The sequence below is a fragment of the Ruegeria sp. BG10 genome (assembly GCF_056538575.1).
The window spans coordinates 1,950,703-1,975,657 of the sequence record NZ_JBQFTI010000001.1 but is presented as its reverse complement, the minus strand read 5'-3'; the positions used below and the strand labels follow the sequence as shown (position 1 = coordinate 1,975,657).

Here is a 24,955-nt window from a genome sequence, read left to right as displayed (position 1 = left end):
GCCGGGCAGGCGGGTTTCCGCGTGAAATCGGATTATTCTGTGCAGGTCTTAAAACGGTTACTTATATTCGGAAAAACGAACCGCGTCTGGGAGGAAGCAAATGACAACAGTAAACTTGTACTCCGAAGCCGAACAGCTTGAGAAAAAGCTGAAGGATGCGTGTCTTGATACCCGTCTTGCACTTCAGCCCAGCGTAAGCAAAGTGATCGAGCGTATGCGTCAGCAGGGGATGCACGTGCCATCGCGCCTGCGGCATCTGGATGCGGCATTGTGCGAAGATGCGATGGAAGCGCGTTTCGACAATCTGCCGATCTGACTCGCGCTGTCAGCCGAAGGAAATCCCCACGATCACCACCATCAGGCCGATCACCGACAGGAACAGAGACGCCAGATTCCACGGCAGTACGCTTTGAACCACGGCGCGCAATTCGTCGTCCGACAGACCCGACCTGCGCGCCTTCATAACACGCAGAATGCACCAGACGAGGCCGACAAGCCCGGCAAGGGACAGGGCGGCACCGCCCCAGGTGATGAATTCGAACATGGTTCCCCACATTTGGTTATCAATATCAACTGCGCTTAGCGGATAGGTCCGGTTCACACAAGGCTGCCGGGGATTGTGCGCTTGCGGCCCGGGCGGCGGCGATGTATCCGGCATATTGCCCGCTGTGACAGCATTGGAAATCCACCTCTGGGAGAGATGTAAATGGATGACGTGACCGAAGATCAGGCCTCTGCCAACTACCGCGTGACCGCGGGCGAACTGCGCCAGTTCATCGAACGATTCGAACGTTTGGATGCCGAAAAAAAGGATCTGGCGGAACAGCAAAAGGAAGTCATGGCCGAGGCCAAGGCCCGGGGCTACGACACAAAAGTCATGCGCAAGGTGATTGCGCTGCGAAAGCGTGACAAGGACGACATTGCCGAGGAAGAGGCGGTGCTGGAAATGTACAAGGAAGCGCTGGGCATGAGCTGAGCCCGGCCCTGGCCGATCTGACCACCGCAGATGAGACGCCGGCACCCTGCGGGGTGTTGTCCTGCGTCTCCCTCTGTGCCAAATGCGCACCAGCCTGCTACCGACCGGAGAATTTAACAGGCGGGTAACGCGAGACCTGTATCAATGTATGAAGCAGGTACACTGGCCGTCAGGGCTTCAGCATCCGCACGCCCGGCATCGTCTCCAGCCGCTCCAGATCCTGCTCGTATAATTCGGAAAAGGCATCGACGATTTCGGTGCTCCAGCCCGGCAGGTCCAGTTCCTCTTCTATCTTTTCCGGCTGCGCGTGATCCTCAAGAATACGGGCCAGATCGTTCCGCAGCTGCGCCTTATCTTTCGTGTCGCCCTGTGCGATCACATCCAATGCTGCCTTCCGGCCCGTTTCATCCAGCAGGGATACAAGCAGATCGTATTCGTCATTTAGCCCGGCATCCTCAGGCAGTGCCCCCACCGCGCGCAGGATGTCACCCCAGATCAGCGGCGTGTCTTCGTTGCTCCACAATGTTATTCGCACGCCTGGCGCGAGATCCCGGATGTCTTCCACCATTCCAATCCAGCTGAGGCAACTCAGATCGGTATCGCGGATAATGTCCTTGCGGGTCTCAAGAGGGAGCGACATCAGAAGCTTGGGAATAAAGCTGCCGGGGTTCCGAAGCCCCAGAAACAGCTCAACCTGATGATCCTGAAAGGCTTGCTCCAACAGCGCTATCCGCTTGCCTGCAATTGGGTAAAGCTGCCCCTCCCGAAGCGCCGATGGCGTCTCACCCGCGAAGTTCTCGCTCGAAAAGACGATACGCCCTCCGTCTTGCCCCGCGGGCAATACACCCCTGAGCCGCTGATACGCGCCAATGTCGACGGGTTCGGTGTCCATCCCGTCAAAGGCAGGTTTGAATACCTGCCGGTATCGTCGCGGGCCCACAAACGAGACCCCGTTCTGCGCAAGGATGTCCGCGTTCTTCTGCAGCGAACTCAACAGCCGGCCCTCGTCGGTGAAAGCCGCCCCTGCGTGGATAGCAACCTGCATACTCGGATCTTGTCCTTGCTTTTGTGCCCTGCCTGACGGGTTACAATCTGCGACCCGCACAGTCAAATCCACCCGCCTTTCAACAGCCCGGCCCGTTACACCGACAGGAAAGTTCGTAATCCCTAAGTTCAGATAAAAATATGGGCTTGCAGTCCCGAACAAGAGAAAGTAATCGACACGAAGCGCCCCTATAGCTCAGCTGGTAGAGCAACTGATTTGTAATCAGTAGGTCCGCGGTTCGAGTCCGTGTGGGGGCACCACTTTTCTTTTAATCGACTGTTCATCACATCCAGGAACCGAAGAAGCTGCCCGTCTGCGATGTTCCGTCGAACCAGCGATCCTTCAAATCAGATTCGTCGTCGAACAGCGGCAATCAATAAGGAAGAGTTACTTCCCTCCTTTCCAATCAGTTTTGTTGGCAGTAAGAGTGCCTCAAGCCACCGGATAATCTGATCCGGTGACCAGCGGATGTGGCGAAACTGGTAAACGCAAGGGACTTAAAATCCCTCGTCCTAGGACTTGCGGGTTCGATCCCCGCCATCCGCACCATTAACCCGTCAGATCGGAAAACCCAACTGCCCGATCAGGCGCCAGATGTCTCGGTTCGCAGCTGAAAGCTGGGCCACGATATCCTCGATCTCTTGTATTGCCTTTTCGTCGACAGTGTCCTCGCGCCCAAGTTTGATGTCGGTTTTCCGGTCGGAAATGCGCATCAGGATGGTCTTTGGGTTTCCGCTTTCGGCGTCGAAGGAATAGATGCAGTGATTATACCGGTTTCGAATGGCGGAAAGCTTGCTCAGACGATGGGTGTGCTTGAGGATTGGATCGCGGACATCGGCGGGGCGGCCTTCCATTTTGGCCAGCCGCTCCACCAGGTCGATCCGGGCGCGCGTCGTGTTGAGCGTCAGGAAAATGATGACCGCAACGTCCTTGTTTGTGCCACTCAACCCGGCAATGAGGTGGATCAACAGGCTTTCGGTGTTGGTCCACATGTAGTTCAGCCTGCCAACCAGCAGGATCAGGCGGTCAAACCGGGATTTGAGGTCTTCAGTCAAGTGCCTGGCCGTGTACTTCGTCGGGCGCCACCTCAAAATAGAATTGCGCGGCGGCGGTTCGGTTGCTCACACCGATCTTGCCGGCAACGTTGTGCATATGCAGTTTGACTGTGTGTTCCGTAATTCCAAGGTTTGACGCGATGATCTTGTTGCTTTGACCTTGCGAAACCAGATGCAGCACCTGTTTCTCGCGACGCGTCAACCTTGAATAGATCGGGTGCGGATCTTTCGACTTGGGCGCGCTCTCACTTACCAGGCACGGTTTGCTCTGGCTTTTGACGTTTGACATGCAGTCGGCCAGAAAGCTGGGCAGGTAAAGTTCCTCATGCATCAGCAGACGCAGTATCGAACGCCAAACATCCGGGGCGACGTTCATTGGAAGATAACCGATATCTCCGTGCTGTGACCTGTCCCAGCTTTCGAACAACGCGCGCGCGGCGTCCTCTTTGCGGTAGGCGAAAGCCAGGCAACCTGATCCTGCGGCCTGAGTATAAACCTCCGGCCGGGTCAGCAGGTCGTCCAGCACCATCTGATCGACAACGACGACCTTGCCCGCGCTTGCATCAGATTCAGCAGCTTGGCCCAGATCTGCAACGGCTTCAAACCGATGCGCAGCGACGCCGAATTCGGACTGAACGCTGCGCAGCGTTTGATTTGAGTAGAACAGTTCTTTGCCGATGAAGTTAATCGAGAAATCTTCCGGACAAATTTCAATTTGGGCAAGACTATCCTGCAACGGATTGTTCATTATTCCCCCCTTTGAACCCACGCCACCAAATCTGCGGCGAAATCGTAAAAACACTAGGAACGCTTTTTCAGCAAAACTTAATGATATGTAAACTTCTATTGCCGCCCGACTATACCTGAAAGAGTGATTTTCTTCAATCTTTCGTGTGGTTCTGCCAAATAGACTTAGAACTTTTGGTTAGGTTCGCGATTAACCTTCCCGCAAAAGTAGAGAGAAACTAGGGCTTTACCCGAACAACGCTATTTCCTTTGCGTTTCTGACTTAAGCACCCGGTCTCATCAGTGGGTTTAGGAAATTATACAATAAAATCAGTATGATGCGATATCTAATGCTTTAGGTTAGCTATTCAGACGATTTTCCTGCTGCAACTATGAAGCTGCTTCAATTTGAGGAGCGCAGGTTCCTGGGGTGTCCACGATTCGCGAATTAACGCGGTTTTTCTGATTGGTCACTGTATCGGCTAAGCCGGGAAAGGAGGGTGGTAGACAACTTCGATGAAAAAGTCCGCATTCAGGCGTGGATTTCGCCCGTGTGCTTAAAATTTGTTTCAACCGCGCCTGTGGCCGTTTTGTAGATGAATGACGGTCGGCGCTTAATAAGTGGAAAATTGATATGTCAAAACGCCAACAACCTCATGTTACTGTCGTTGATGAAGTTAACGTCGACAAAGTCTATGCGCCGGTGGATGCCGACGTAGAGGTGCAGCACGCTGAAGTTGATGCGGACTACACCAAGCAGGACAACGAAAACTCTGTCTCGAACGATCAGGGTCAGGGTCAGGAGCAAGGTCAGAAGACCAAGGTCGATAATGAGCAAGGTCAGGGCCAGGATCAGGGTCAGGGCCAGGATCAGGGACAAGGCCAGGATCAGGGACAAGGCCAGGATCAGGGTCAGGGTCAGGATCAGTCGCAGACAAACGGTGGCGACGACAGCAACGATAACTCGAACTCCGTCAACATCGATTTCGGCGGCGGCGAGTGGATCCCGCGCGACGATGACTTTGTAGATGTCGATGTGAGCGAAGGTGGATCGGTCAACGATGTCATCACGGCCGGCAACGACCTGAACTACGATCCGGGTGATGATATGCATCTGGATATTTCGCTGAACGGCGCCGGCAACGATATGTCGTCGATCAACAGCCAGGTTGCAAACCTGCATGACGACGACCATCTGGGCAACGCGTCGGTTTCCAACACCGGTTCCTTCGATCAGAGCGGCAGCGCCCATGGTGGCTCCGCGTATGCCGAAGAAGGCATCCAGACTTCGTCGGATGGTGGTGATTCCGGTAGCGGTGGCTCAACCCAAGGTGGCAACGCTGACGGCGACACCTATGGCAGCAAAGCGCTTGGCGCTGGCGGCTATTCCGGTGATGCAAATGCTGACTCAACTGGTGGAAACGGCGGAGCGTCGGGTGACGCGACAACGCTGGGTCTGGGTGTTGGTAAGGCAGACGCAGACGCCAACGGCAACAGCGATGGCGGCGACAGCGGTGACGCGAACAGCGACTCGGCTGCTGACAACAGCGGGCACTCGGACTCGTCCGATTCTGATGCAACCGGCGGAAACGGCGGCGACGCAGGATCTATCGGTCTTGGTCTGGGGCTGGGTCTGTCAGGCGCCGGCAACGATGGTGATTCCACCGGTGGCGACAGCGACAGCGACGCCAACGCACTTGGTGCTGGCCTGGGCGCAAACGACTCGTCGGCATACGGCGCGGACGGTGGCGACAGTGGTGCCGGTAATCTGGGTCTGGGTCTTGCAGGCAGCCTTGCTGCAGGCGACGCCAGCGGTGACGGCGGCAAAGGCGACGGTGGCGACGGCACCAGCGGTGACGGCGACAACAACGACGCAACTGGCGGCGACGGCACTGGTGGTGACGGTGGCGCGGGCGGTCCCGAACTGTTCGAAGAACTGGCCGGTGGCGGCGGTGACGGCGGTGACGGCACCGGCGGCAACAGCGCAAACGAGAACATGACCGGTGACGGAATTGGCGGCGCGGGCACAGGCGGCTCGGGTGACGGCGGTGACGCGGATGCGGACGCTGATGCTCAGGGCGTTGGCGACCAGACTGCGGACTCCATGGCCGGTGCTGGCGGAACCAACACCACCAACGGCAGTGCCGACGGTACCGGAACCGGTACGTCGATGGCAGATGGTGACGGTGGTGCCGGTGGCGCAATCGACCAGGATGCGACCTCGGACGGAACTGGCACGGGTTCTGCTGATGCGACCAACACCGCAGGTGACGGCGCTGCAGCGGATGTCTTCTCGATGGCGGACACCGACGGTTCTGCAGACAGCATGGCCGAAGCGATTTCGGGCTATGGCGGTGCCGCGGCGACTGACAATGATGCGATGTCGACCGGAACCGGCTCAGCGACCGGAGCATCGGAATCGGGCGTCGGCGGTGGCGGCGGTGCTGCCCAGTCGAATGCCGGATCCAGCGGTGCAGCGTATGGTATGGCAGACGCCGGAAACACCACGGGCGCAGACGTGTCCACTGGCAATACCTCTGGCGCCTATTCGGGTGACGGCGGTAACGGTGGCAACGCCGGAATGTGGGGTTCGAACAATGCTGGCGACGGTATTGTCTCCGGTGAATCCTACGCATCTGCTGCCGCAATCGTTGACACCTCGGCGTTCAACCAGTCGATCGTCATGGGTGCAAACGTTCTGGGCAACTCGGTCGACACGACCATGGTTGGTGGTTCGATGACTTCGAGCTACTCCAGCGACGACAACGACGTGTAACTGATAGCAGAGCCCGGATTACCGGGCTCTGACTCTTTGAAAATGCCGGGGCCGCATCAGGCGGCCTCGGTCCAGCTTCACCTCAACCGGAAATTTTAGGCCGGGGCGGGGAAAGGATAACGATTATGTCGCTCGACAGTATTACGGAACAGATTGCACATTTTTTCGGAGCATTTGAGCTAACTATTGAACAGGCGCGTCTACGGGAACAATACGAAGAGTTCACGGCATTACGGCGGAAAACCGAACTCGAAGAACTGGAAGAAGCGACGAAGATTAATGTTAAAGCGGATTTGAAACTTCCCGAGGGCGAATACGACCCCCTGCCTTACAAATTTGAAACACCACAAGTTTTTATTCCGCCTGCGCCGGTCCCCCCGAGTTCAGTTTCGGACACATCCAGTTTTTATGCGTCGGCGGAGACCCAGGAATACTACGCGCCCGAAGCTCTTCTTTCGGGGCTGAAGATTTCATCCGAAGTGATCATCATTCAGATTGAACCGCAGATCGTGACCGAACTTATTGGTTCGGCCGTGACCTACACGTTCCAGGAAATCATCCTGAACGACAACGACACGATCGGCGAAGGCGATTTCCGCGACAAAGACGTGCTGATGGAAGAGGGCGAGCACGCGATGGAGATTGCGATGTCGCTGCATGCGATCGCTGCCCCGTCGATCCACATTTCAGACTACCTGTCCATCGAAAAGGTCAAGGAGATTGCGGAACAGATGCAATCGCCCCTGGTCACCGAAGTTGACGGGGTTACGATTCATCAATTCCATGGCGAAGATGCCAGCGGCATGATCGTAAACGGCGAATATGTTGATGAAATGCCGGTCTGGAGCGACCTGCTGCCGGATCATCACCAGACCGAAGAGGATGAAGGCGAAGAAGGTGATGCGCCCGATCTGCTGCCGGTGGAATGGGATCAAGGCGACGACTCGGAATTTGAGGACGGCCATTCGGTGATCGCAGGTGGCAACCTGGCCATCAACGAAGTCTCCATAACGGTTGGTTGGGTCGACGCGCCGAACATCGTCGTTGGCGGGCAGGCCATGAACCTGACCGTTATGAGCCAGGTCGCCGTGGTGTCCGACATTGATGAGGGCGAGGCCGGGGCGCAAAGCGATACCCATATTGTCCAGGCCGCCCATATCGGGGTCGAAGCCAGCGAAGCGCCTTGGGTTAAGGACAATGTCGCTGATCCGGGCGAGGACCCGATTGTCGCGATTGACTGGATCGAAGGAGACCTGATCGTCACAAACTTCATCCAGCAGCTCATCGACGCCACAGATATTGACCAGATCAGTACCGAAATCTCGGCATCGTCGACGATGTACACGCTGGGCGATAACGTGATGACCAACGTGGCCGATATTGTCCAGCTGGGCAGCTTCTACGATTTGATCATTGTTGGCGGCAACATGATATCGGTTGATGTCGTGTCCCAGACCATCGTGTTCATGGATGACGACAAAATCTCTGGCACGCTTCCGACCGAAGATGAAGAAAACCTGGTGATGAACCAGGCCACGCTGATGGCCACCGGTGAAGACACGCACGAAGAAATGAGCGACAGTTTCGCCGATATGGTACCGCTGCAGGAGGTGGACACCGACGCGCTTGAGGATGCGTTGCTTAACGATCCCACGTATGCCGGAACGGAGTTGATCCGGGTGCTGAAGATCGAAGGCGATCTGCTGCAGGTCAACATCATCGACCAGGTAACCAAGTTGCAGGACCAGGATGACATCTCGGTTGATGCGACAAAGGGCGAGGTCGCCTCGGCCTTGGGTGCCGGAAACGCCATTCTGAATACCGCCAACGTGAACAAGGTAGGCGTGGATTCGGTCGTGATGGCGCAGGACGGCGAGTATTCTGATCTTCTGCTGCATCAGGCCAGCCTGTTCGATGTTCCGGAAGAGCAGAATCTTGAGATTGCGAACGAAGCCATCGCGTACCTGATGGAAGAAGCCGACGGGCCCGGAAACTCTGAAAACGCGCCCGGCCAGATCAAACTTACACCTTCGGAGACGGCGACCGTCGACGACGGCCTGCAGTCTATGCTAGCATAGTACCTGTTTGTTACGAGTGACCCGAAAGTTTTATCATGTCGATTGTTTTTTCGTCTCGTCCGAGTCGTTACGCTAGCCCATTGGATCGTAACGGGGGCGCCGTTTCAGAAACGCCAGAAGTGACCCGTTCTGACAGTAACGCCAATAAGACACCAAAATTGCGTCTGAGCGCGGACCTGCGCATTGGCGAAGCAGAAAATAAAGTTCAGGACGCGGCCGCAGAACAAACAGCGGGCGCCGACAGAACCGTGAAACAAGACAACGCAAATCAGGGAGAGAGTGAGGAATCGAAACTGCACGCCGGATCTCCCCCCCGGCGTATGCAGCCGCAGCCTGCCGAAGACAGTGACCAACAGGGCAGCGGTGCTGGGGTGGCCGATGCCGAGGACCCCGATCCTGAAACCGTCAGTAAAACGAGCGACCGTATACCCCCCGCGTCGCGCTCGAACGGCGGAGAAGGCATGGGCACCACTATCGAGGCCAAGGCGAACCAACCACTGCTGCGAAGCAATTCGGGCGGTGGTGACGGGAAAGGGCCACCCCAAACATTCCACAAGCGAACTCCGCCAGAGGATTTTCAAAAAACACTGCGCACCTCGTTGCGGGCGATCTACCGCAATCTGGCCTTTGTGCTGATACTGACCTGTGCGACGAACATCCTGATCCTGGCCATTCCGATTTATCTGTTCCAGATCAGCGACCGCGTGCTGACCAGCCGGTCGCTTGATACGCTGATCATGTTGACGGCCATTGTTGCCGGGGCGGTGGTGTTCCAGTCGGCATTTGATGCCGTGCGCCGGTTCATGCTGATGCGCACCGCGGTCGAAGTGGCGGCCCGTCTCGGGGCTCCGGTTCTCAGTGCGGCCGCGCATGCCTCGTTGCATGGGACCGGCCGCGAGTATCAGACGCTGGGCGATTTGCAGCAGGTGCGGGGCTTTCTGGTTTCCGGTACGCTGATTTCCTTCCTGGATGTGCCATTCGCGCCTCTGTTCATCCTGATGATCTTTCTGGTCCACCCGCAGCTTGGGATGATCGTGATCGTCACGGCCCTGTTGCTGATGCTGATCGCGTTGATCAACCAGCGCATGACAGCCAAGCCTTTTGCCGAGGCAAACAAGGCGCAATCCATGGCAAACCAGCATCTGGATTCGATGGCGCGCAACAGCCAGATCATCAATGCGATGGCCATGATCCCCGAAGCCGTTCGCATTTGGGGGCGGGATACGGCGCAGTCGCTGACATGGCAGGTTCGTGCACAGGACCGCAACGTGATCTTCGCCGCCATTTCGCGCGGCGTGCGTCTGCTGACACAGATAGCCATTCTTGGCTGGGGCGCGTTCCTGGCGTTGCAGGGCGAGATTACGGGCGGCATGGTGATCGCAGCCTCGATCATCGCAGGTCGCGCCTTTGCCCCGATCGAAGGTTCGATTGAAGGGTGGAACAGCTTCCTTCTGACGCGTGGCGCTTATGGCCGGATCAACCAATTGCTCTCCAGCTCGGCATTGCAGTTCGAAAAGCTGCGGCTGCCGCGGCCCGAAGGCCGGCTGGATGTCGAGCGTCTGCTGTTTGTCCCCGGTGGCACCAAGCGCGTGGTCCTGAACGGGATCAGCTTTTCGCTGAACCCCGGTGAAACGCTAGCCATCATCGGCAATTCTGGTGCAGGTAAGACCACGCTGGGCAAAACGCTGGTCGGCTCGATACTTCCGACTTCGGGCAGTGTCCGGCTGGACCTGATGGATATCCGCAACTGGGATCCGCGTCAGTTTGGGGAAAGCATCGGCTATCTGCCGCAGGACGTGCAACTGTTCCCGGGCACGATCAAGGACAATATTGGCCGGATGCGGGCAGATGCGACGGACGAGCAAATCCATGATGCCGCCGTTCTGGCCGATGTGCACAACATGATCGCGACTTTGCCGCAGGGCTATGAAACTGTCGTCGCGGCGGATGGTACGCCCTTGTCCGGCGGCCAAAAGCAGCGCATCGCCCTTGCTCGTGCATTTTTCGGCAATCCGCGTATGGTGGTGCTGGACGAGCCGAACTCAAATCTCGACGTCGCCGGTGATCAGGCGCTGGCCCGTGCGATTGCACAGGCCCGGGAAAGCAAGATTACCGTTGTGGTGATTACTCAGAAGCCGACGCTTCTGAACGCTGTCGACAAGATCATGTTGCTGACGGACGGTCGTGTGGCGTTGTTCGGACATCGCGAACAGGTGCTGCAACAACTGAATGCGTCGCGCAGTCAGCAACCCGGAATTCAGAACCAGCAAGGGGGCCCGGCATGAACGACCTCGTACCCGTGAACAATGATCCCAAGGATCCGGCGGTCTGGTATGCCGAGGTTCCGCGTTCGATCAACCGGCTGATTACCATCGGCCTGATCATGCTGGTCGTCTGTTTCGGCGGATTTGGCATCTGGTCGTTCAGCGCGCCGCTGGCTGCGGCGGTGATCGCGCAGGGCAGCTTTGTCGCCACCGGTCGCAACAAGATCGTGCAGCACCTTGAGGGCGGTATTATCCAGGACATCAAGGTTATCGAAGGCCAGACCGTAGAAGCCGGTGAAGTGCTGATGACGCTGGATCAGACTTCGGCCGAGGCGAATGAGCGCGAGCTGTTCATCCGCAAGATTCGCCTGCAAGCCATGTCCGAGCGTCTGAACGCGGAATATGACGAACTTCAGCGGCTGGAGTTTTCGCCCGGTTTGATGGAAGCCTCGGAAGATGTTGAGGTGATGTCGATACTGGACGGTCAGAAAATCAGCTTCGACCTGTCCCGCAAGACCTTGCTGAACGACATCGCCCTGCTTGAGCGGAATATGGAAGCCTTGAAAATCCGGTCCAGCGGGTTCGAAGCGCAACTGGACAGTATGGTGCGACGCGCGGAAATCCTGCAGGAAGAGTATGAAACCAAGGAATCGCTGTTCAAAAAAGGGCTGGTGCGCAAAGGCGAGTTGAACACGATCCGCCGTGTTCAGGCCGAGGCGGAAGGCCAGCAGGCGCGTTTGACGGCCGAAGCGGCCGAGATCAGCCAGATGCTCTTGAAGTACGAAGAACAGATCGAACGCACACGCGCCGCCTATCGTGAGGCCGCGCTGGATGAGCTGAGCGTGATCGCAGCCGATCTGGAAAGTGTCCGCGAAAAAGCCCGCCAGGCCCGCAGCGTTCTGGACCGCGCCGTTGTGCGTGCGCCGGTGTCGGGAACGGTCGTGCGGCTGCATTATCATACGCCCGGCGGCGTGATCGAAACCGGTGAACCCATCGCCGAGATTCTGCCCGCCGATGCGCCTCTGATTATCGAGGCACAAATTCCGCGGACCGAGATCGACAGCGTTGTCACCGGCCAGGATGCGACCGTGCGTCTGGTTGCCTTGAACCAGCGGACGACGCCGGTTCTGAGCGGTCAGGTGTTCTATATCTCGGCCGATGCGCTGGTTGAGGAATCCGGCGGTGCGCCGCAAGAGGTTTATCTTGCCCGGATTTCGCTGGAACCCGACGAAATCAGCCGTGTCAGAGGGTTTATTCCGACGCCCGGCATGCCTGCCGAGATCATGATCCAGACCGAGGAACGGACCTTTGCCGCCTATATCGCCAAGCCTGTCACGGACAGTATGTCCCGGGCGTTCCGCGAACAATAGGGCTGTGCGCCTGACGGCCGGTCTACACCTTCCATTTTACGCATGATAGCATCCTGCGAAACTCACCGGGAGAGCAGCGTATGCCATTGACCGTAAAAGACATGATGGAAGCCGCGAATGCGGTTGTGGATCGCATCGACACTGAAAAAGCCCAAAAGGTGCTGGGCCAGGGCGGGCTGCTGCTGGATGTTCGTGACGCCAACGAATTGCAGAATACCGGCCGCGCCGCCGGAGCCCACCACATCCCACGCGGAATGTTGGAATTCCGCGCCGACGGATCCCTGCAATCCCACGATCCTGAGCTTCGCAAAGATCGCCCCATCGTTCTTTACTGCGCTGCGGGCGGACGGGCCGCTTTGGCAGGTAAGTTGCTGAAAGATATGGGGTATGAGCGGGTCTACAACGTTGGCGGGTTGACCGATTGGGTGAACGGAGGGGGCGCGATCACCACCCCCTAGTGACCGGACCCGCCCTGATCAGGCGTTCAGGAAAGCACGAACGGCGGCCTCGAATTCACGGGGCTTTTCAGCATGCAGCCAATGGCCGGCACCGGGGATTTTGGCGAACCGCGCGGCGGGAAAAAGGGCACGGATTACGCCGCGATGCTCGGGCAGGACATAGTCGGATGCGCCGCCCGACAGGAACAGAACCGGGCCGTCCCAGGTCGTGTCGAACTGGGGAAAACCCATGATTTTTGGCATCTCTGCTGCCAGAGTATCCAGATTGAGCAGCCACCGCTTGCCTTTGATATCAAGGGATTGCGTGAAAAAGCTTTGCAGGGCTTTTTCAACACCCTGATCGGCCAGTTGCCTTTCGGCGTCCGAACGCCGCTCGACCGTGGTCAGGTCGGTGGCGCGCATTGCTTCGATAAACTGTATCTGACTGTGGGTGTAGGTCACCGGCGCAATGTCAGCGACCACCAGTTTCCGCAACAGATGACCATGCCGCAGCGCCAAAGCCATGGCGGCCTTGCCCCCCATCGAATGTCCGACCAGATCGGCCCGGCCTCCGAAATGCTCGATAACCTCGGCCAGATCGTCCGCCAGATCACCATAGTCGTGATGCTCGGTCCATTCGCTATACGCGTGGTTCCGCATATCGACGGCAACGACCTGCCGTTCATCAGACAGACGCCGGGCGATCACCCCCCAGTTGCGGGCCGAGCCATAAAGGCCGTGCGCAATCAGAAGCGGCGGATTGTCGGTGGCGTCGCCATGTATGATCGTATTCAGCATTCTCGTGTGATACCTGCCGGGATGCCAAACAACCAGCCCCATTGTCGCCCTTGCGCAGCGCGGCTAAATTGCACGATCAGGAGGTCGCTTGATGCCACAGGAAACAGATGTTCAGACGCAGATCACGCAAACGGTGCTGATGTTACGCGCCAAGCTGGGCGTCCGGGACAAAACGCTGACGGCCTCGGTCCGCAAGGCCAGGCGCAGGCTGCCCCGGCGCATCTACAAGCAGGCGATGCTGCTGGCGAATGCCGAACAGATGGCGGCCCATCCCAAGCTGCGTCTGTTGCTGGACACGCCCAAGCTGGAGCAGGCGTCGGAAGAGGTTCAGGCCCATCTGCGTCGCATAAATCTCGCCGATCGGCGATGGGGCTGGTTTCTGGGGCTGCTGGGCGGGCTGGCCTTTAATTTGCTGGCCCTGGCTGTACTTCTTTTGGTCTTTCTGCGCTGGCAGGGTCTGATCTGATCACCAGCGCAAAAAAGAACGGCGCCCATAGGCGCCGTTCAGATCAGTGACAGGTGTTTGCCCTACAGGTTCGGATAAAGCGGGAACCGGGCGCACAGCTCGGCCACTTCGGCCTTTACCTTGGCTTCGACCGCGCCGTTGCCCTCTTCGCCATTCGCGGCAAGCCCATCGACAACCTCGATGATCCAGTCGGCGATCTGACGGAATTCGACCTCACCGAACCCACGCGTTGTGCCCGCAGGCGAACCCAGCCGGATACCGCTGGTGATGGTCGGCTTTTCCGGATCAAACGGAACGCCGTTCTTGTTGCAAGTGATATGCGCCCGGCCCAGAGCCTTTTCGGTCGCGTTGCCTTTGACGCCCTTGGGGCGCAGGTCGACCAGAACGACGTGGGTGTCGGTGCCGTGGGTGACCGTGTCCAGACCGCCCTTGATCAGTTGGTCCGACAGCGCCTGTGAATTGACGACAACCTGCTTGATATAGTCCTTGAACGCCGGTTGCAGTGCCTCGCCGAAGGCCACGGCCTTGGCCGCGATTACATGCATCAGCGGGCCGCCCTGAATGCCGGGGAAGATGGCCGAGTTCACTTTCTTGGCGATCTCTTCATCATTGGTCAGGATCATGCCGCCACGCGGACCGCGCAGGGTCTTGTGCGTGGTCGTCGTCGCCACATGCGCATGCGGGAACGGGTTGGGGTGTTCGCCTGCTGCCACCAGCCCTGCGAAATGCGCCATGTCCACATGCAGATAGGCGCCGACCATATCGGCGATCTGGCGAATGCGGGCAAAGTCGATCACGCGCGGGATGGCCGAGCCACCAGCGATGATCAACTTGGGCTGGTGCTCTTTCGCCAGCGCCTCGACCTGATCATAATCCAGCATATTGTCTTCCTTGCGGACGCCGTACTGCACCGCGTGGAACCATTTGCCCGACTGGTTGGGGCGGGCACCGTGGGTCAGGTGACCGCCAGCGTCCAGGCTCATGCCCAGAATGGTGTCGCCGGGTTTGATCAGCGCCTGGAACACACCCTGGTTCGCCTGGCTGCCCGAATTCGGCTGAACATTGGCGAACTCACAACCAAAGAGCTGCTTGGCGCGGTCGATGGCCAGGTTTTCTGCGATATCGACGAATTGACAGCCGCCATAATACCGACGCCCGGGATAACCCTCGGCGTATTTGTTGGTCATGACAGAGCCCTGCGCCTCCATCACGGCGGCGCTGACGATGTTTTCCGAAGCGATCAGTTCGATTTCGTCACGCTGGCGACCCAGTTCGGATGTGATCGAGCCGAACAGCTCGGGGTCACGATCCGCGAGGGACTGAGTGAAAAAACCGGTATCACGAAGATTGGCGTTCATGGGGGCTCCGCATAGCTGGGGATTATCTCGCGGATTTCCTATCGGAAACGGTACATGCGCAAAAGCTGTAAAGCGACGATTTGGCCCGCTGTGGCGTCAAGTCTGGCCTATCGGGGAAAGGTATGCTTGTTTCGGAACCAAATGTGCAACACCGGAAACCGGAAAAGATGATCCAGAGAATCGCCTTTCTCGCCAGCGATGTCCAAGTGGCCCAAACGGCGCGGGATAAGCTGATCGCCCGTTACGGCAACGCGGCGCCACGGGACGCAGATGTGGTGGTTGCGCTGGGCGGTGACGGTTTCATGTTGCACACGCTTCACAACATGCAGCATCTCGACACGCCCGTTTACGGGATGAACCGCGGCACGATCGGCTTCCTAATGAATGAGTTTCATGAGGCGGATCTGATGGAGCGCCTGGACTCGGCCGAGGAAGAGCTCATCAATCCGCTGGCGATGAAGGCCATGGATCAGGCCGGCAAACTGCATGAGGCGCTGGCGATCAATGAGGTTTCGTTGCTGCGCGCGGGTCCGCAGGCGGCACGGCTGAAGATCAGTGTCGATGGGCGCGTGCGGATGGACGAACTGGTCTGTGACGGCGCGTTGTTGTCAACGCCTGCAGGATCGACGGCCTACAATTATTCTGCGCACGGGCCGATTCTGCCCATCGGGTCGGACGTGCTGGCGCTGACAGCGATTGCCGCCTTTCGCCCGCGCCGGTGGCGGGGGGCATTGCTGCCCAAGATCGCCAAAGTGCGTTTCGACGTGCTGGACGCCGACAAACGCCCCGTCATGGCGGACGCCGATTCCGTTTCCTTTGCGGATATCGACTGGGTCGAGATTCGGTCGGAACCGTCCATACAGCACCGCATTCTCTTCGATCCGGGCCACGGTTTGGAAGAGCGGTTGATCTCTGAACAATTCACCTGACGTCTCAATGGCAAACTTTTTTCGGCTTATGTGATCCAGTTCACAGGAGAATGATTCATCCTTTGTTAATCTGAACTTGCCCGGAGAACACGCCAAGGTGGGAGTGAGTGGCCACCAGACGGCGTTGTCGAATGATTGCGCAGTTTTCGCGCTGGCGAGGGTAGGTGGTGCTACGCTCGTTATCAGATTTCCGGGTATATTTTAGCACGCAGGCCCCGGGCACAATAACCCGGGGTCTATTACTTTTGGGGACTGGCTTTGTTGGCCGCTTCTATTTTTTGCCACAGCGGCAGGCACATCTGACCTACGCGCGCCTCGATCGCTTCGGCAGCGTCGACAGCCAAATCCTCGCGCCAGCGCCGGGCAGCAATCTGCACGTTGATCGGTTGCGGGCAGTTGGGTAAATCGGCCAGTCGCGCGGGGACGCAGGCAGCTGGCAGACCAAGGAAATTCATCGCATAGGAATACACCGCGCAGCCCAGAACCTCATGCACACCTTCCGCACCCTCGGTATCGCGGTCGGGGCCGAAGAATGGCTGCGGCAGGAAGGGTGACAGGACCAGCGGGTAGTCCTCCATGAACAGCGACCATTCCCGCGCGTAGTGGCTGCGTTTGGACAGCATCCGGACCAGATCGGTTCCCACGATTGGCGGGAATTCCTGAAAATAGACGTCAAAGATATCGCGAATGGTTTGAGACCCGGCAGCCTCGATATCACTTTTCATCAGGGTCAGAACCTCACCCATAAGGGTGCGGTAACCAGTCCGCCCGCAGTCGAACACATCGGGCGGCGTGATTTCCACGACCTGATAGCCCGCGTCGATCAATGCGTCGCGGGCTGTGTCCAGCGCTTTTTCGACCTCGGGATGCAGGGCATAGCCAAAGGTTTCCTTCGTATAGGCAACCCTGATTGGGCCGCTCACAGGTTCACCGCGCCAGGGCATCGGCACGTGAAACGGGTCGCGCGGGTCAGCGGCGATCAGGCTCGGCATGGACAGGTGCAGATCAGCCGCCGAACGTGTGATCAGCCCCTGCACCGACATGGATTGCGCCAGCAGCCCGCGCTCGGCCTGCTGGCTGGGGTTCCATGCGGGAACGCGGCCGAGGCCCGGCTTGACGGTGACCGCGCCATTCGCGGCGGCCGGAAACCGAAGGCTGCCGCCAATGTCGTTACCATGGGCCAGCGCCCCGATTCCGGCCATGACAGCCGCGCCTGCGCCGCCCGACGACCCGCCGGGCGAGATATGCCGACCCCAGGGATTATGCGTGCGCCCGTGCAGGGGGTTGTCCGTGTCTGCGCGAAAGGAAAACTCGGGCGTGTTCGTCCGTCCGATCACCACAGCCCCGGCATGTAGAAGGTTGCGTACGATGGGCGCGTCGTCAGGCGCGATCACGTCCTTTAACGCCACGACCCCGTTGGATGTCGCGTGACCCTTCTGATCGACATTGATCTTGATAGTCACCGGCACCCCGTGCAGCGGGCCGACCGGCGCGCCCTGCATCCGGGCCTTGTCCAGATCACGCGCCCGATCCAGCGCTTCGGCGCTCAGATCCTCGACCACGGCATTCAGGTCCGGGTTGACCTGATGCATCCGCGCGACGGCATCTTTCACCACGTCTTCGGCGCTTAACTCTCCGCTGTGGGTCAGGGCGGTCAGGTCTGTGGCGCTCAGACGCCAGATGTCGGTTTGTGTCATGGGGCCTCACTGTCTGGGTCAGACAGTAGGGACCCTGTTTCCGGTTGCAAGAGAAAGGCGAGGCCGGGCGGACGTTGTCCGCCCGAACCTGGGTCACTGCGCGTAGCCGATGGATTTCAGCGCAACGGTGATTTCATCCAGAATGACCGGATCGTCGATGGTTGCGGGCATCTTGAACTCTTTGCTGTCGGCAATCGAAACCATTGTCCCGCGCAGGATCTTACCGGATCGGGTCTTGGGCAGACGATCCACCACGACGGCCTGCTTGAAGGCCGCTACGGGACCGATCTTTTCGCGGACCAGCTTCACCACGTCCTGCACGACCTCACCATGATCGCGCGCGCAGCCGGCGTTCAGACACAGGAATCCAACAGGCATTTGCCCTTTCAACTGATCGGTCACACCGATCACCGCGCATTCCGCGACGTCGGGGTGGGCGGCCAGGACCTCTTCCATGCCGCCGGTAGACAGGCGGTGGCCCGCGACGTTGATCACGTCGTCGGTGCGCGCCATGATGTAAAGGTAACCGTCCTCATCAATCATGCCCGCATCGCCGGTTTCGTAATAGCCGGGGAACTGGTTGAGATATGAGCTTTTGAACCGATCCTCCGCGTTCCACAAAGTTGGCAGTGTGCCCGGAGGCAGCGGCAGTTTGACTGCAATCGCACCCAGTTCGCCGGGTTTCATCGGGTGACCGCCTTCGTCCAGAATCTGTACGTCATAGCCCGGCATCGGCTTGGCAGGCGATCCCAGCTTGACCGGCAATTCCTCGATCCCCAGCGGGTTGCCCGCGATGGTCCAGCCGGTTTCGGTCTGCCACCAATGGTCGATCACGGGAACCTTCAGCGCATCCTGCGCCCAGACGATCGTGTCGGGATCGGCGCGCTCACCGGCCAGAAACAGGGCCCGCAGGCTGGACAGGTCGTATTTCACCAGCATTTCCCCCTTGGGGTCTTCGCGTTTAACCGCGCGGATCGCAGTCGGGGCGGTGAAGAAGCTTTTGACCTTGTGCTCAGAAATCACCCGCCAGAACGTGCCCGCATCGGGGGTGCCGACCGGTTTACCTTCGAACACGATGGTGGTGTTGCCGTGGATCAGCGGGGCATAACAGATATAGGAGTGCCCCACGACCCAGCCCACGTCCGAAGCCGCCCAGAACACGTCGCCGGGGTCGACGTCATAGATGTTCTTCATCGTCCAGTTCAGCGCCACCAGATGACCCGCTGTCGGACGCACGACGCCTTTGGGCGCGCCGGTGGTGCCGGATGTGTAAAGAATATAGGCCGGGTCGTTGCCGTCGACCGGGACGCATTCCGCCGGTTCGACCCCGTATTGAAACCCGTGCCAGTTGACATCGCGACCTTCGACAAGCTGCGCCACTTCCTGCTCACGCTGGAAGATCACACAGAACTCGGGCTTGTGGCTGGCCATGTCGATGGCACCGTCCAGCAGCGGTTTGTAATGCACCACGCGGCCCGGCTCCATCCCGCAGGAGGCGGCGATGATCGCCTTGGGTTTCGCGTCGTCGATCCGGACGGCCAGTTCGTTGCTGGCAAAACCGCCAAACACCACCGAATGCACCGCGCCCAGCCGTGCGCAGGCCAGCATCGCCTCAAGCGCTTCGGGGATCATCGGCATGTAGATGATGACCCGGTCGCCCTTTTCGATGCCTTTGGCACGCAGCGCCCCGGCCAGATTGGCCACGCGGTTGCGCAGTTCGACATAAGAGATCTCGCGCTTGGTGTGGGTGATCGGGCTGTCATAGATGATGGCGGTCTGCTCACCCCGTCCGTTTTCGACATGTCGGTCAACCGCGTTCCAGCAGGTGTTCACCTTGGCGTCACAGAACCATTCATAGAGCGGGGCGTTATCATCAAACAGCGCTTTGGTCGGGGGTTGGACCCAATCAATGCCTTTTGCGGCTTCCATCCAGAATGCCTCCGGATCGGATTTCCAGCTCTCGTAAACGTCCTGATAAGCCACGCTGACCTCCTCCAAGAATTCCTCGTGCCGTGTGTAAGGCGGTCAGGGGGCGGCGCACAAGCAAGGGAAATGACGGGGCGTCACTTTATCGCAAAATCTTTGCAGAATTCGGCAGATTGACCTGCAAATTTTTGCAAACCCGTTTCCCGGGGCGGCGTTGAGTAAAACAATTATCGGGTTTTGCAAATCTGCAAATTCTCGGGTGCAAAGAATCACCTATCAAGATCCCGCGGTCAGGTGCCCATTCGGGCACCTGACGCACCGTGTTCGCGGGCATTACCCGTAATGGGCCACCGGGGTGCCGGCAATGGCGGCCATGTTCAGCAGTCCTCGTGCCGTGATTGAAGGCGTCACGATATGCGCCTTGTTGCCCATTCCCATCAGGATCGGTCCGACTTCCAGCCCGTCAGCTTTCATCTTCAGGATATTGCGCACGCCGCTGGCCGCATCGGCATGGGCGAAGATCAGAACGTTGGCTGCCCCCTCAAGCCGCGAGTTGGGGAAAATCCGCGACCGCAGTTCCGGGTCAAGCGCCAGATCAAGGTTCATTTCCCCTTCATATGTGAAGGCTCTCGGCTCGGAATCGAGAATATCCAGCGCGGCCCGCAGCCGTTTTCCGGACCCTTCGGTCTGATTGCCGAACTGCGACTGCGAGCAGAAGGCGATCTTGGGTTCGATCCCGAACCGCCTGACGTGACGGGCTGCCCCCATTGTCGACTCGGCCAGTTCCTCGGGCGTCGGCAGTTGCCGGACATGGGTGTCGGCAATGAACAATGGCCCGTCCTCAAGGATCATCAGAGACAGCGCGCCATGAGGCCGCAGATCACCGTCATCCAGAACCTGTTCGACGTAATTGAGGTGCCAGCGATATTCGCCGAACGTGCCGCAAATCATGCTATCAGCCTCGCCGCGATGCACCATGATGGCTGCAATCGCGGTGTTGTTGGTGCGCATGATCGCTTTGGCCAGATCGGGCGTCACGCCGCGGCGCTGCATGATCTCGTGATACGAGTTCCAATAGTCGTAATACCGCGGGTCGTCCTGCGGGTTCACCATCTGGAAATCGTGCCCGGGCCGGACGGTCAGCCCCAACCTCTCACAGCGGGCATTTATCACATCGGGGCGCCCGATCAGGATGGGCGTTTCCGTGGTTTCCTCTAATATGGCCTGCGCGGCCCGCAGCACCCTTTCGTCTTCACCCTCGGCAAACACGATCCGACGCGACGCGGCGGCGGCAGCCTCGAACACCGGCCGCATCAGCAGCGCGGATTTGAACACGGACTGGTTCAGCCGTTCCTTATAGGCTTCGATGTCCTCGATCGGGCGTTTGGCGACGCCGCTGTCCATGGCGGCCTTTGCCACCGACGAGGACACAACACCCACCAGACGCGGGTCAAAGGGTTTCGGGATCAGGTAATCAGGCCCGAAGGTCAGTTGTTCGCCCTTATATGCCGCAGCGGCTTCGGCGCTGGTGGTGGCGCGGGCCATCTCGGCGATGCCGTCCACGCAGGCGATCTGCATCTCGTCATTGATCTCGGTCGCGCCCACATCCAACGCGCCCCGGAAAATGAAGGGGAAGCACAGGACGTTGTTGACCTGATTGGGGAAATCACTGCGCCCCGTCGCGATGATCGCGTCCGGCGCGACTTCGCGCGCGGCTTGCGGCAGGATTTCCGGCGTCGGATTGGCCAGCGCAAAGATAATCGGGCGCTTGGCCATTTTCTCGACCATTTCAGGCTTGAGAACATTGGGGCCGCTGAGGCCAAGGAACAGGTCGGCATCGCCGATCACGTCATCCAGTGTGCGCAGGTCGGATTTCTGCGCGAACTGGTCCTTGTGGGGGTTCATGTCTTCGGCGCGCCCTTCGTAGACCAGACCGTGAATGTCGCACAGCCAGATGTTTTCGCGTTTGACCCCCAGCTTGACCAGCATCATCAGGCAGGCAATGCCCGCCGCGCCGCCGCCGGTCGAGACGACCTTGATATCCTCGAAATTCTTGCCCGCCACATGCAGCGCGTTCTTTGCGGCCGCGCCGACCACGATGGCGGTTCCATGCTGATCGTCGTGAAAGACCGGGATATTCATCCGCTCGCGGCACAGTTTTTCAACGACGAAACAGTCGGGCGCCTTGATGTCTTCAAGGTTGATCGCCCCAAAGGTTGGTTCAAGCGCGCAGACAATGTCGGCCAGCTTTTCAGGGTCGGGCTGATCGACCTCGATGTCGAAACAGTCGATCCCGGCGAATTTCTTGAACAGGACCGCCTTGCCCTCCATCACCGGTTTCGACGCCAGCGCGCCGATATTGCCAAGGCCCAGAACTGCCGTCCCGTTCGAGACGACGGCCACAAGATTGCCGCGCGCGGTATAGCGTTCGGCGTTCGCGGCGTCGGCCTTGATTTCCAGGCTGGCTTCGGCAACGCCCGGAGAATAGGCGCGGGCCAGGTCACGGCCGTTGGCCATCGGCTTTGTCGCCTTGATCTCAAGCTTTCCGGGCTTTGGATGGGCATGATAGTCAAGCGCGGCCTGCCGCAGGCTGGGTGTGTCAGACATCGGCGATTCAACTCCCTTCCGAAATTTGATTGAGGGGTAAACCATTTCTGGCGGCTTGGCTACGTTGCGTCAATTTGCAACAGTTTCTTGACGCCTCGGCGGCGCCGGTTGAACTTTGTCGCAGAACTATTACATTCCCGCAACTTCGGATTTTGAACGCCTACCGCGAACACGAAAGATTGCCATGAGCTACAAAGATCAGTTTCGGGCCGGGGAAAATTACCCCACCGGTGAATTGTCTTTTGGCACGGACCGATTTGCGTTCCGTGCAGCAATCGTTGGTGTTCTGCTGGTTCTGGCGGCCGTCGTGGTATGGCCGCTTCAGGCATTTGGGCTCAATCAGGAAGGCGGACCGATCGAGACAATCTCGGCCGCGGCACTATTCACTGCCGGGATAGCTGCGTTGTACCGGTTCCCCGGGGTGACCCGGCTGTATATCGGTCTGGTGTGTCTGCTGTTGGCGGAAAGAGAGCTGGAAGCTGACATTTACGCCACTGACAGCCTGCCTTACTGGATTTTGAACGGGCTGGACACGGTGCTGGACATGACGCTGGTGCGGGTTGTTCTGGCGGTGCTTGTTCTGGGCGGGCTTGTCTGGCACGGCGTTCCCAGCGCGTGGCGGGCGTTCCGGCAAAGGGCGCCGTTTCTTCTGGTTTTCTTTCTGGCGGGAATGTCAGCTTTTGTCGCTCAGGTTCTGGAAGAACTCAGCGGCGCGTTCAGTGCGGAGCTGTCCCAGATCATGATGATGCGTTTGTTCGTTCTGGAAGAAACGCTTGAGATGTTCTTTTCGATTGGCATTTTGGCCGCTGTTCTGATCGGATGGCCAAAATCCAAGACCGAAGAGACGCCGGATGACCAACACTCACAATCTGACGCGGGCTGAGATTCGCCTGCCGACGCAGGAACTGCGCGACGACATTCCGTTTTACACCAAAGTTCTGGGCATGCGGATGGACATGATCTATCCCGCGGACGATCCGAGCGTTGCGGTTTTCTCGGGCCATGGGCTGCGGTTGCGCATCGAAAAGGATGCGCCTGAGGCGGCAGGTACACTGCGGATTCTGACCGAAAATCCGGACGAATTCGCCGCTGGTCAGCGCAGTCTTGTCGCCCCGAACGGCACACGGGTTGAGATTGAAGAACTGAACCCGCCGCTGGTCATGCCGGAAACCGTGCATTCCTATGTGGTGCGCAGGCTTAAGGATCAGGCCCCTTGGATCATCGGGCGGGCCGGGATGCATTACCGCGATCTGGTGCCGGACCGGTTGGGCGGGTCGATCATTGCCAGCCATATCCGCATTCCCGATGGTGGTCCGGTGCCGGATATGGTGCATTTCCACAAGGTCGGATTTCAGCTGATCTTCTGCATCCACGGTTGGGTCGACGTGGTCTATGAAGATCAGGGTGATAAGATGCGCCTGACCGCCGGAGATTGCTTTATCCAGCCGCCCGAAATCCGCCATCGCGTGCTTGAAGCGTCCGACAATGTGCAGGTGATCGAGATCGGCGTTCCAGCCGAGCATGTTACCGAAATTGATCATGTGATGGACCTGCCCACGCCCCATTACCGCCCTGATCGTGAATGGCAGGGGCAGCGATTTGTGTACAATCAGGCCGATGGCGCGGAATGGGGGCCGTTCCGTCTGCCGGGCTATGTCTGCCGTGACACGACCATTGCCGAAAACACCAAAGGCGTTGCCGGGGTTCAGGTTGTACGCAAAGGGCAGGGCGATCCGGTCTGGGCCACGCATGACACCGATATCCACTTTACCTTTGTCATGAACGGTGAAGTCACGCTGGAGGGTGAAGGCCGCGATCCGTTCCGGCTGGAACAGGGCGATGCCTTTGTCCTCCCGCCCGGCATGCGGACCCGGCTGGCCGATCCGTCGGATGATGTCGAACTGCTTGAGGTGACCTTGCCCGGCACCTTCAACACAACCCTCGACTAAGTGAAATTTGGCTCAGGAATCTTGCGCGCGGGGCTTCAACTCCCCGGGGCGTTTCATTTAGGGTATGACATTCTGACCAGATGATCAAAAAATGGGGAATCGCCATGACTTTGAAAGATGCAGCCCTGTCTGTCCGGGAAAAAGCCTATGCGCCCTATTCCAACTTCAAGGTAGGAGCGGCGATCCGGTCGACCGGTGGCACTGTCTATTCCGGCTGCAACGTTGAAAACGTGGCCTACCCCGAGGGCACCTGTGCCGAAGCCGGTGCCATCGCCGCCATGGTCGCCGCGGGTGAACAGGAACTGGCTGAGGTCTACGTGGTTGCCTCGTCCCCGCAACCGGTGCCACCTTGTGGTGGTTGCCGCCAGAAGCTGGCCGAATTTGGTAAACGTGAGGTAAAGGTGACATTGGCCACCGTGGACGGGGCCGAGTTTGAAACCACCATCGGTGACCTTTTGCCCGGTGCGTTCGGTGCATCGCATATGGAGGACGTCTAAG

At 58.7% G+C, this 24,955-nt stretch carries 21 protein-coding genes and 2 tRNA genes; 14 read left to right on the top strand and 9 right to left on the bottom strand.

Going from position 1 to position 24,955, the window contains the following annotated elements; translation table 11 throughout:
- Nucleotides 1-100 precede the first annotated feature (100 nt).
- Nucleotides 101-316, top strand: a complete 216-nt coding sequence (locus ACR0D8_RS09780) for a hypothetical protein (protein ID WP_480645937.1) — start codon at nt 101-103, stop codon at nt 314-316.
- A 9-nt stretch (nt 317-325) separates the two neighbouring features.
- On the opposite strand, the gene ACR0D8_RS09775 is transcribed toward ACR0D8_RS09780, so the two are convergent.
- Nucleotides 326-544 (bottom strand): hypothetical protein, encoded by a 219-nt coding sequence (locus tag ACR0D8_RS09775; protein WP_480645936.1) that lies wholly within the window; start codon nt 542-544, stop codon nt 326-328.
- 162 nt (nt 545-706) lie between these two features.
- Here ACR0D8_RS09775 and ACR0D8_RS09770 point away from each other — a divergent pair, with 162 nt between their 5' ends.
- A complete protein-coding gene (locus ACR0D8_RS09770; protein WP_480645935.1) occupies nt 707-976 on the top strand; it encodes a DUF2312 domain-containing protein in 270 nt (89 codons plus the stop codon).
- Nucleotides 977-1,145: 169 nt separating this feature from the next.
- Here the strand turns inward: ACR0D8_RS09770 and ACR0D8_RS09765 are convergent, their stop codons facing one another.
- Complete coding sequence (locus ACR0D8_RS09765; protein ID WP_480645934.1) at nt 1,146-2,021, bottom strand: hypothetical protein; 876 nt, start codon at nt 2,019-2,021, stop codon at nt 1,146-1,148.
- A gap of 184 nt (nt 2,022-2,205) precedes the next feature.
- On the opposite strand from ACR0D8_RS09765, the gene ACR0D8_RS09760 reads away from it, so the two are divergent.
- Both ACR0D8_RS09760 and ACR0D8_RS09755 read left to right on the top strand, forming a co-directional pair.
- A tRNA-Thr gene (locus ACR0D8_RS09760) sits at nt 2,206-2,281 on the top strand.
- Between the two features lie 204 nt (nt 2,282-2,485).
- Nucleotides 2,486-2,570: transfer RNA gene (locus ACR0D8_RS09755), tRNA-Leu, on the top strand.
- An 8-nt stretch (nt 2,571-2,578) separates the two neighbouring features.
- On the opposite strand, the gene ACR0D8_RS09750 is transcribed toward ACR0D8_RS09755, so the two are convergent.
- Together ACR0D8_RS09750 and ACR0D8_RS09745 are read right to left on the bottom strand one after the other, a co-directional pair.
- Nucleotides 2,579-3,076: a hypothetical protein gene (locus ACR0D8_RS09750; protein ID WP_475162257.1), complete on the bottom strand. Its 498-nt coding sequence runs from the start codon at nt 3,074-3,076 to the stop codon at nt 2,579-2,581.
- Nucleotides 3,069-3,824 (bottom strand): LuxR C-terminal-related transcriptional regulator, encoded by a 756-nt coding sequence (locus ACR0D8_RS09745; protein ID WP_480645933.1) that lies wholly within the window; start codon nt 3,822-3,824, stop codon nt 3,069-3,071. Before ACR0D8_RS09745 ends, ACR0D8_RS09750 begins: the two co-directional genes overlap by 8 nt.
- A 612-nt stretch (nt 3,825-4,436) precedes the next feature.
- Here ACR0D8_RS09745 and ACR0D8_RS09740 point away from each other — a divergent pair.
- The 5 genes from ACR0D8_RS09740 (at nt 4,437) to ACR0D8_RS09720 (ending at nt 12,748) form a co-directional block, all read left to right on the top strand.
- Entirely contained in the window at nt 4,437-6,578 is a 2,142-nt protein-coding gene (locus ACR0D8_RS09740; RefSeq protein WP_480645932.1) for a hypothetical protein, read from the top strand.
- Nucleotides 6,579-7,057: 479 nt separating this feature from the next.
- Nucleotides 7,058-8,656 (top strand): type I secretion protein, encoded by a 1,599-nt coding sequence (locus ACR0D8_RS09735; RefSeq protein WP_480645931.1) that lies wholly within the window; start codon nt 7,058-7,060, stop codon nt 8,654-8,656.
- Nucleotides 8,657-8,976: 320 nt separating this feature from the next.
- Complete coding sequence (locus tag ACR0D8_RS09730; protein WP_480645930.1) at nt 8,977-10,941, top strand: type I secretion system permease/ATPase; 1,965 nt, start codon at nt 8,977-8,979, stop codon at nt 10,939-10,941.
- Nucleotides 10,938-12,290, top strand: coding sequence for an HlyD family type I secretion periplasmic adaptor subunit (locus ACR0D8_RS09725; RefSeq protein ID WP_480645929.1), 1,353 nt, complete (start codon nt 10,938-10,940; stop codon nt 12,288-12,290). The genes ACR0D8_RS09730 and ACR0D8_RS09725 overlap by 4 nt, the downstream gene beginning before the upstream one ends.
- An 80-nt stretch (nt 12,291-12,370) precedes the next feature.
- Nucleotides 12,371-12,748 carry a rhodanese-like domain-containing protein gene (locus ACR0D8_RS09720; protein ID WP_480645928.1) on the top strand — a complete coding sequence of 126 codons (378 nt, stop codon included), beginning with the start codon at nt 12,371-12,373 and terminating at the stop codon, nt 12,746-12,748.
- Between the two features lie 18 nt (nt 12,749-12,766).
- Here the strand turns inward: ACR0D8_RS09720 and ACR0D8_RS09715 are convergent, their stop codons facing one another.
- On the bottom strand, nt 12,767-13,525 hold the full coding sequence (locus ACR0D8_RS09715; protein ID WP_480645927.1) for an alpha/beta fold hydrolase: 759 nt from the start codon (nt 13,523-13,525) through the stop codon (nt 12,767-12,769).
- A gap of 91 nt (nt 13,526-13,616) precedes the next feature.
- Between ACR0D8_RS09715 and ACR0D8_RS09710 the strand changes: the two genes are divergently transcribed.
- Nucleotides 13,617-13,991, top strand: a complete 375-nt coding sequence (locus ACR0D8_RS09710; RefSeq protein ID WP_480645926.1) for a hypothetical protein — start codon at nt 13,617-13,619, stop codon at nt 13,989-13,991.
- Nucleotides 13,992-14,053: 62 nt separating this feature from the next.
- On the opposite strand, the gene glyA is transcribed toward ACR0D8_RS09710, so the two are convergent.
- Nucleotides 14,054-15,349: a serine hydroxymethyltransferase gene (gene glyA, locus ACR0D8_RS09705; protein WP_480645925.1), complete on the bottom strand. Its 1,296-nt coding sequence runs from the start codon at nt 15,347-15,349 to the stop codon at nt 14,054-14,056.
- A 167-nt stretch (nt 15,350-15,516) separates the two neighbouring features.
- Here glyA and ACR0D8_RS09700 point away from each other — a divergent pair, with 167 nt between their 5' ends.
- A complete protein-coding gene (locus ACR0D8_RS09700) occupies nt 15,517-16,278 on the top strand; it encodes an NAD kinase (RefSeq protein WP_480645924.1) in 762 nt (253 codons plus the stop codon).
- A gap of 239 nt (nt 16,279-16,517) precedes the next feature.
- Here ACR0D8_RS09700 and ACR0D8_RS09695 read toward each other — a convergent pair whose 3' ends face one another.
- The 3 genes from ACR0D8_RS09695 to ACR0D8_RS09685 all read right to left on the bottom strand — a co-directional run bounded on the left by ACR0D8_RS09695 (nt 16,518) and on the right by ACR0D8_RS09685 (nt 22,508).
- The gene (locus ACR0D8_RS09695) at nt 16,518-17,975 is read right to left on the bottom strand and encodes an amidase family protein (protein ID WP_480645923.1); all 1,458 of its coding nucleotides are present in this window, start codon (nt 17,973-17,975) and stop codon (nt 16,518-16,520) included.
- A gap of 93 nt (nt 17,976-18,068) precedes the next feature.
- Complete coding sequence (prpE, locus tag ACR0D8_RS09690; protein ID WP_480645922.1) at nt 18,069-19,958, bottom strand: propionate-CoA ligase PrpE; 1,890 nt, start codon at nt 19,956-19,958, stop codon at nt 18,069-18,071.
- A 276-nt stretch (nt 19,959-20,234) separates the two neighbouring features.
- Entirely contained in the window at nt 20,235-22,508 is a 2,274-nt protein-coding gene (locus ACR0D8_RS09685; RefSeq protein WP_480645921.1) for an NADP-dependent malic enzyme, read from the bottom strand.
- A gap of 184 nt (nt 22,509-22,692) precedes the next feature.
- On the opposite strand from ACR0D8_RS09685, the gene ACR0D8_RS09680 reads away from it, so the two are divergent.
- The 3 genes from ACR0D8_RS09680 to ACR0D8_RS09670 all read left to right on the top strand — a co-directional run bounded on the left by ACR0D8_RS09680 (nt 22,693) and on the right by ACR0D8_RS09670 (nt 24,954).
- Nucleotides 22,693-23,391: a hypothetical protein gene (locus ACR0D8_RS09680; protein ID WP_480645920.1), complete on the top strand. Its 699-nt coding sequence runs from the start codon at nt 22,693-22,695 to the stop codon at nt 23,389-23,391.
- Complete coding sequence (locus tag ACR0D8_RS09675; protein ID WP_480645919.1) at nt 23,360-24,457, top strand: cupin domain-containing protein; 1,098 nt, start codon at nt 23,360-23,362, stop codon at nt 24,455-24,457. The genes ACR0D8_RS09680 and ACR0D8_RS09675 overlap by 32 nt, the downstream gene beginning before the upstream one ends.
- A 104-nt stretch (nt 24,458-24,561) precedes the next feature.
- Nucleotides 24,562-24,954: a cytidine deaminase gene (locus ACR0D8_RS09670; RefSeq protein WP_475162215.1), complete on the top strand. Its 393-nt coding sequence runs from the start codon at nt 24,562-24,564 to the stop codon at nt 24,952-24,954.
- The last annotated feature ends 1 nt before the right edge of the window (nt 24,955 follow it).

Bases quoted from the DNA above. Each gene is read 5' to 3' on its own strand.
- ACR0D8_RS09780 (WP_480645937.1), top strand. From the start codon at position 101: ATGACAACAGTAAACTTGTACTCCGAAGCCGAACAGCTTGAGAAAAAG.
- ACR0D8_RS09775 (WP_480645936.1), bottom strand. From the start codon at position 544: ATGTTCGAATTCATCACCTGGGGCGGTGCCGCCCTGTCCCTTGCCGGG.
- ACR0D8_RS09770 (WP_480645935.1), top strand. From the start codon at position 707: ATGGATGACGTGACCGAAGATCAGGCCTCTGCCAACTACCGCGTGACC.
- ACR0D8_RS09765 (WP_480645934.1), bottom strand. From the start codon at position 2,021: ATGCAGGTTGCTATCCACGCAGGGGCGGCTTTCACCGACGAGGGCCGG.
- ACR0D8_RS09745 (WP_480645933.1), bottom strand. From the start codon at position 3,824: ATGAACAATCCGTTGCAGGATAGTCTTGCCCAAATTGAAATTTGTCCG.
- ACR0D8_RS09740 (WP_480645932.1), top strand. From the start codon at position 4,437: ATGTCAAAACGCCAACAACCTCATGTTACTGTCGTTGATGAAGTTAAC.
- ACR0D8_RS09730 (WP_480645930.1), top strand. From the start codon at position 8,977: ATGCAGCCGCAGCCTGCCGAAGACAGTGACCAACAGGGCAGCGGTGCT.
- ACR0D8_RS09725 (WP_480645929.1), top strand. From the start codon at position 10,938: ATGAACGACCTCGTACCCGTGAACAATGATCCCAAGGATCCGGCGGTC.
- ACR0D8_RS09720 (WP_480645928.1), top strand. From the start codon at position 12,371: ATGCCATTGACCGTAAAAGACATGATGGAAGCCGCGAATGCGGTTGTG.
- ACR0D8_RS09715 (WP_480645927.1), bottom strand. From the start codon at position 13,525: ATGCTGAATACGATCATACATGGCGACGCCACCGACAATCCGCCGCTT.
- ACR0D8_RS09710 (WP_480645926.1), top strand. From the start codon at position 13,617: ATGCCACAGGAAACAGATGTTCAGACGCAGATCACGCAAACGGTGCTG.
- glyA (WP_480645925.1), bottom strand. From the start codon at position 15,349: ATGAACGCCAATCTTCGTGATACCGGTTTTTTCACTCAGTCCCTCGCG.
- ACR0D8_RS09700 (WP_480645924.1), top strand. From the start codon at position 15,517: ATGATCCAGAGAATCGCCTTTCTCGCCAGCGATGTCCAAGTGGCCCAA.
- ACR0D8_RS09695 (WP_480645923.1), bottom strand. From the start codon at position 17,975: ATGACACAAACCGACATCTGGCGTCTGAGCGCCACAGACCTGACCGCC.
- ACR0D8_RS09685 (WP_480645921.1), bottom strand. From the start codon at position 22,508: ATGTCTGACACACCCAGCCTGCGGCAGGCCGCGCTTGACTATCATGCC.
- ACR0D8_RS09680 (WP_480645920.1), top strand. From the start codon at position 22,693: ATGAGCTACAAAGATCAGTTTCGGGCCGGGGAAAATTACCCCACCGGT.
- ACR0D8_RS09675 (WP_480645919.1), top strand. From the start codon at position 23,360: ATGACCAACACTCACAATCTGACGCGGGCTGAGATTCGCCTGCCGACG.
- ACR0D8_RS09670 (WP_475162215.1), top strand. From the start codon at position 24,562: ATGACTTTGAAAGATGCAGCCCTGTCTGTCCGGGAAAAAGCCTATGCG.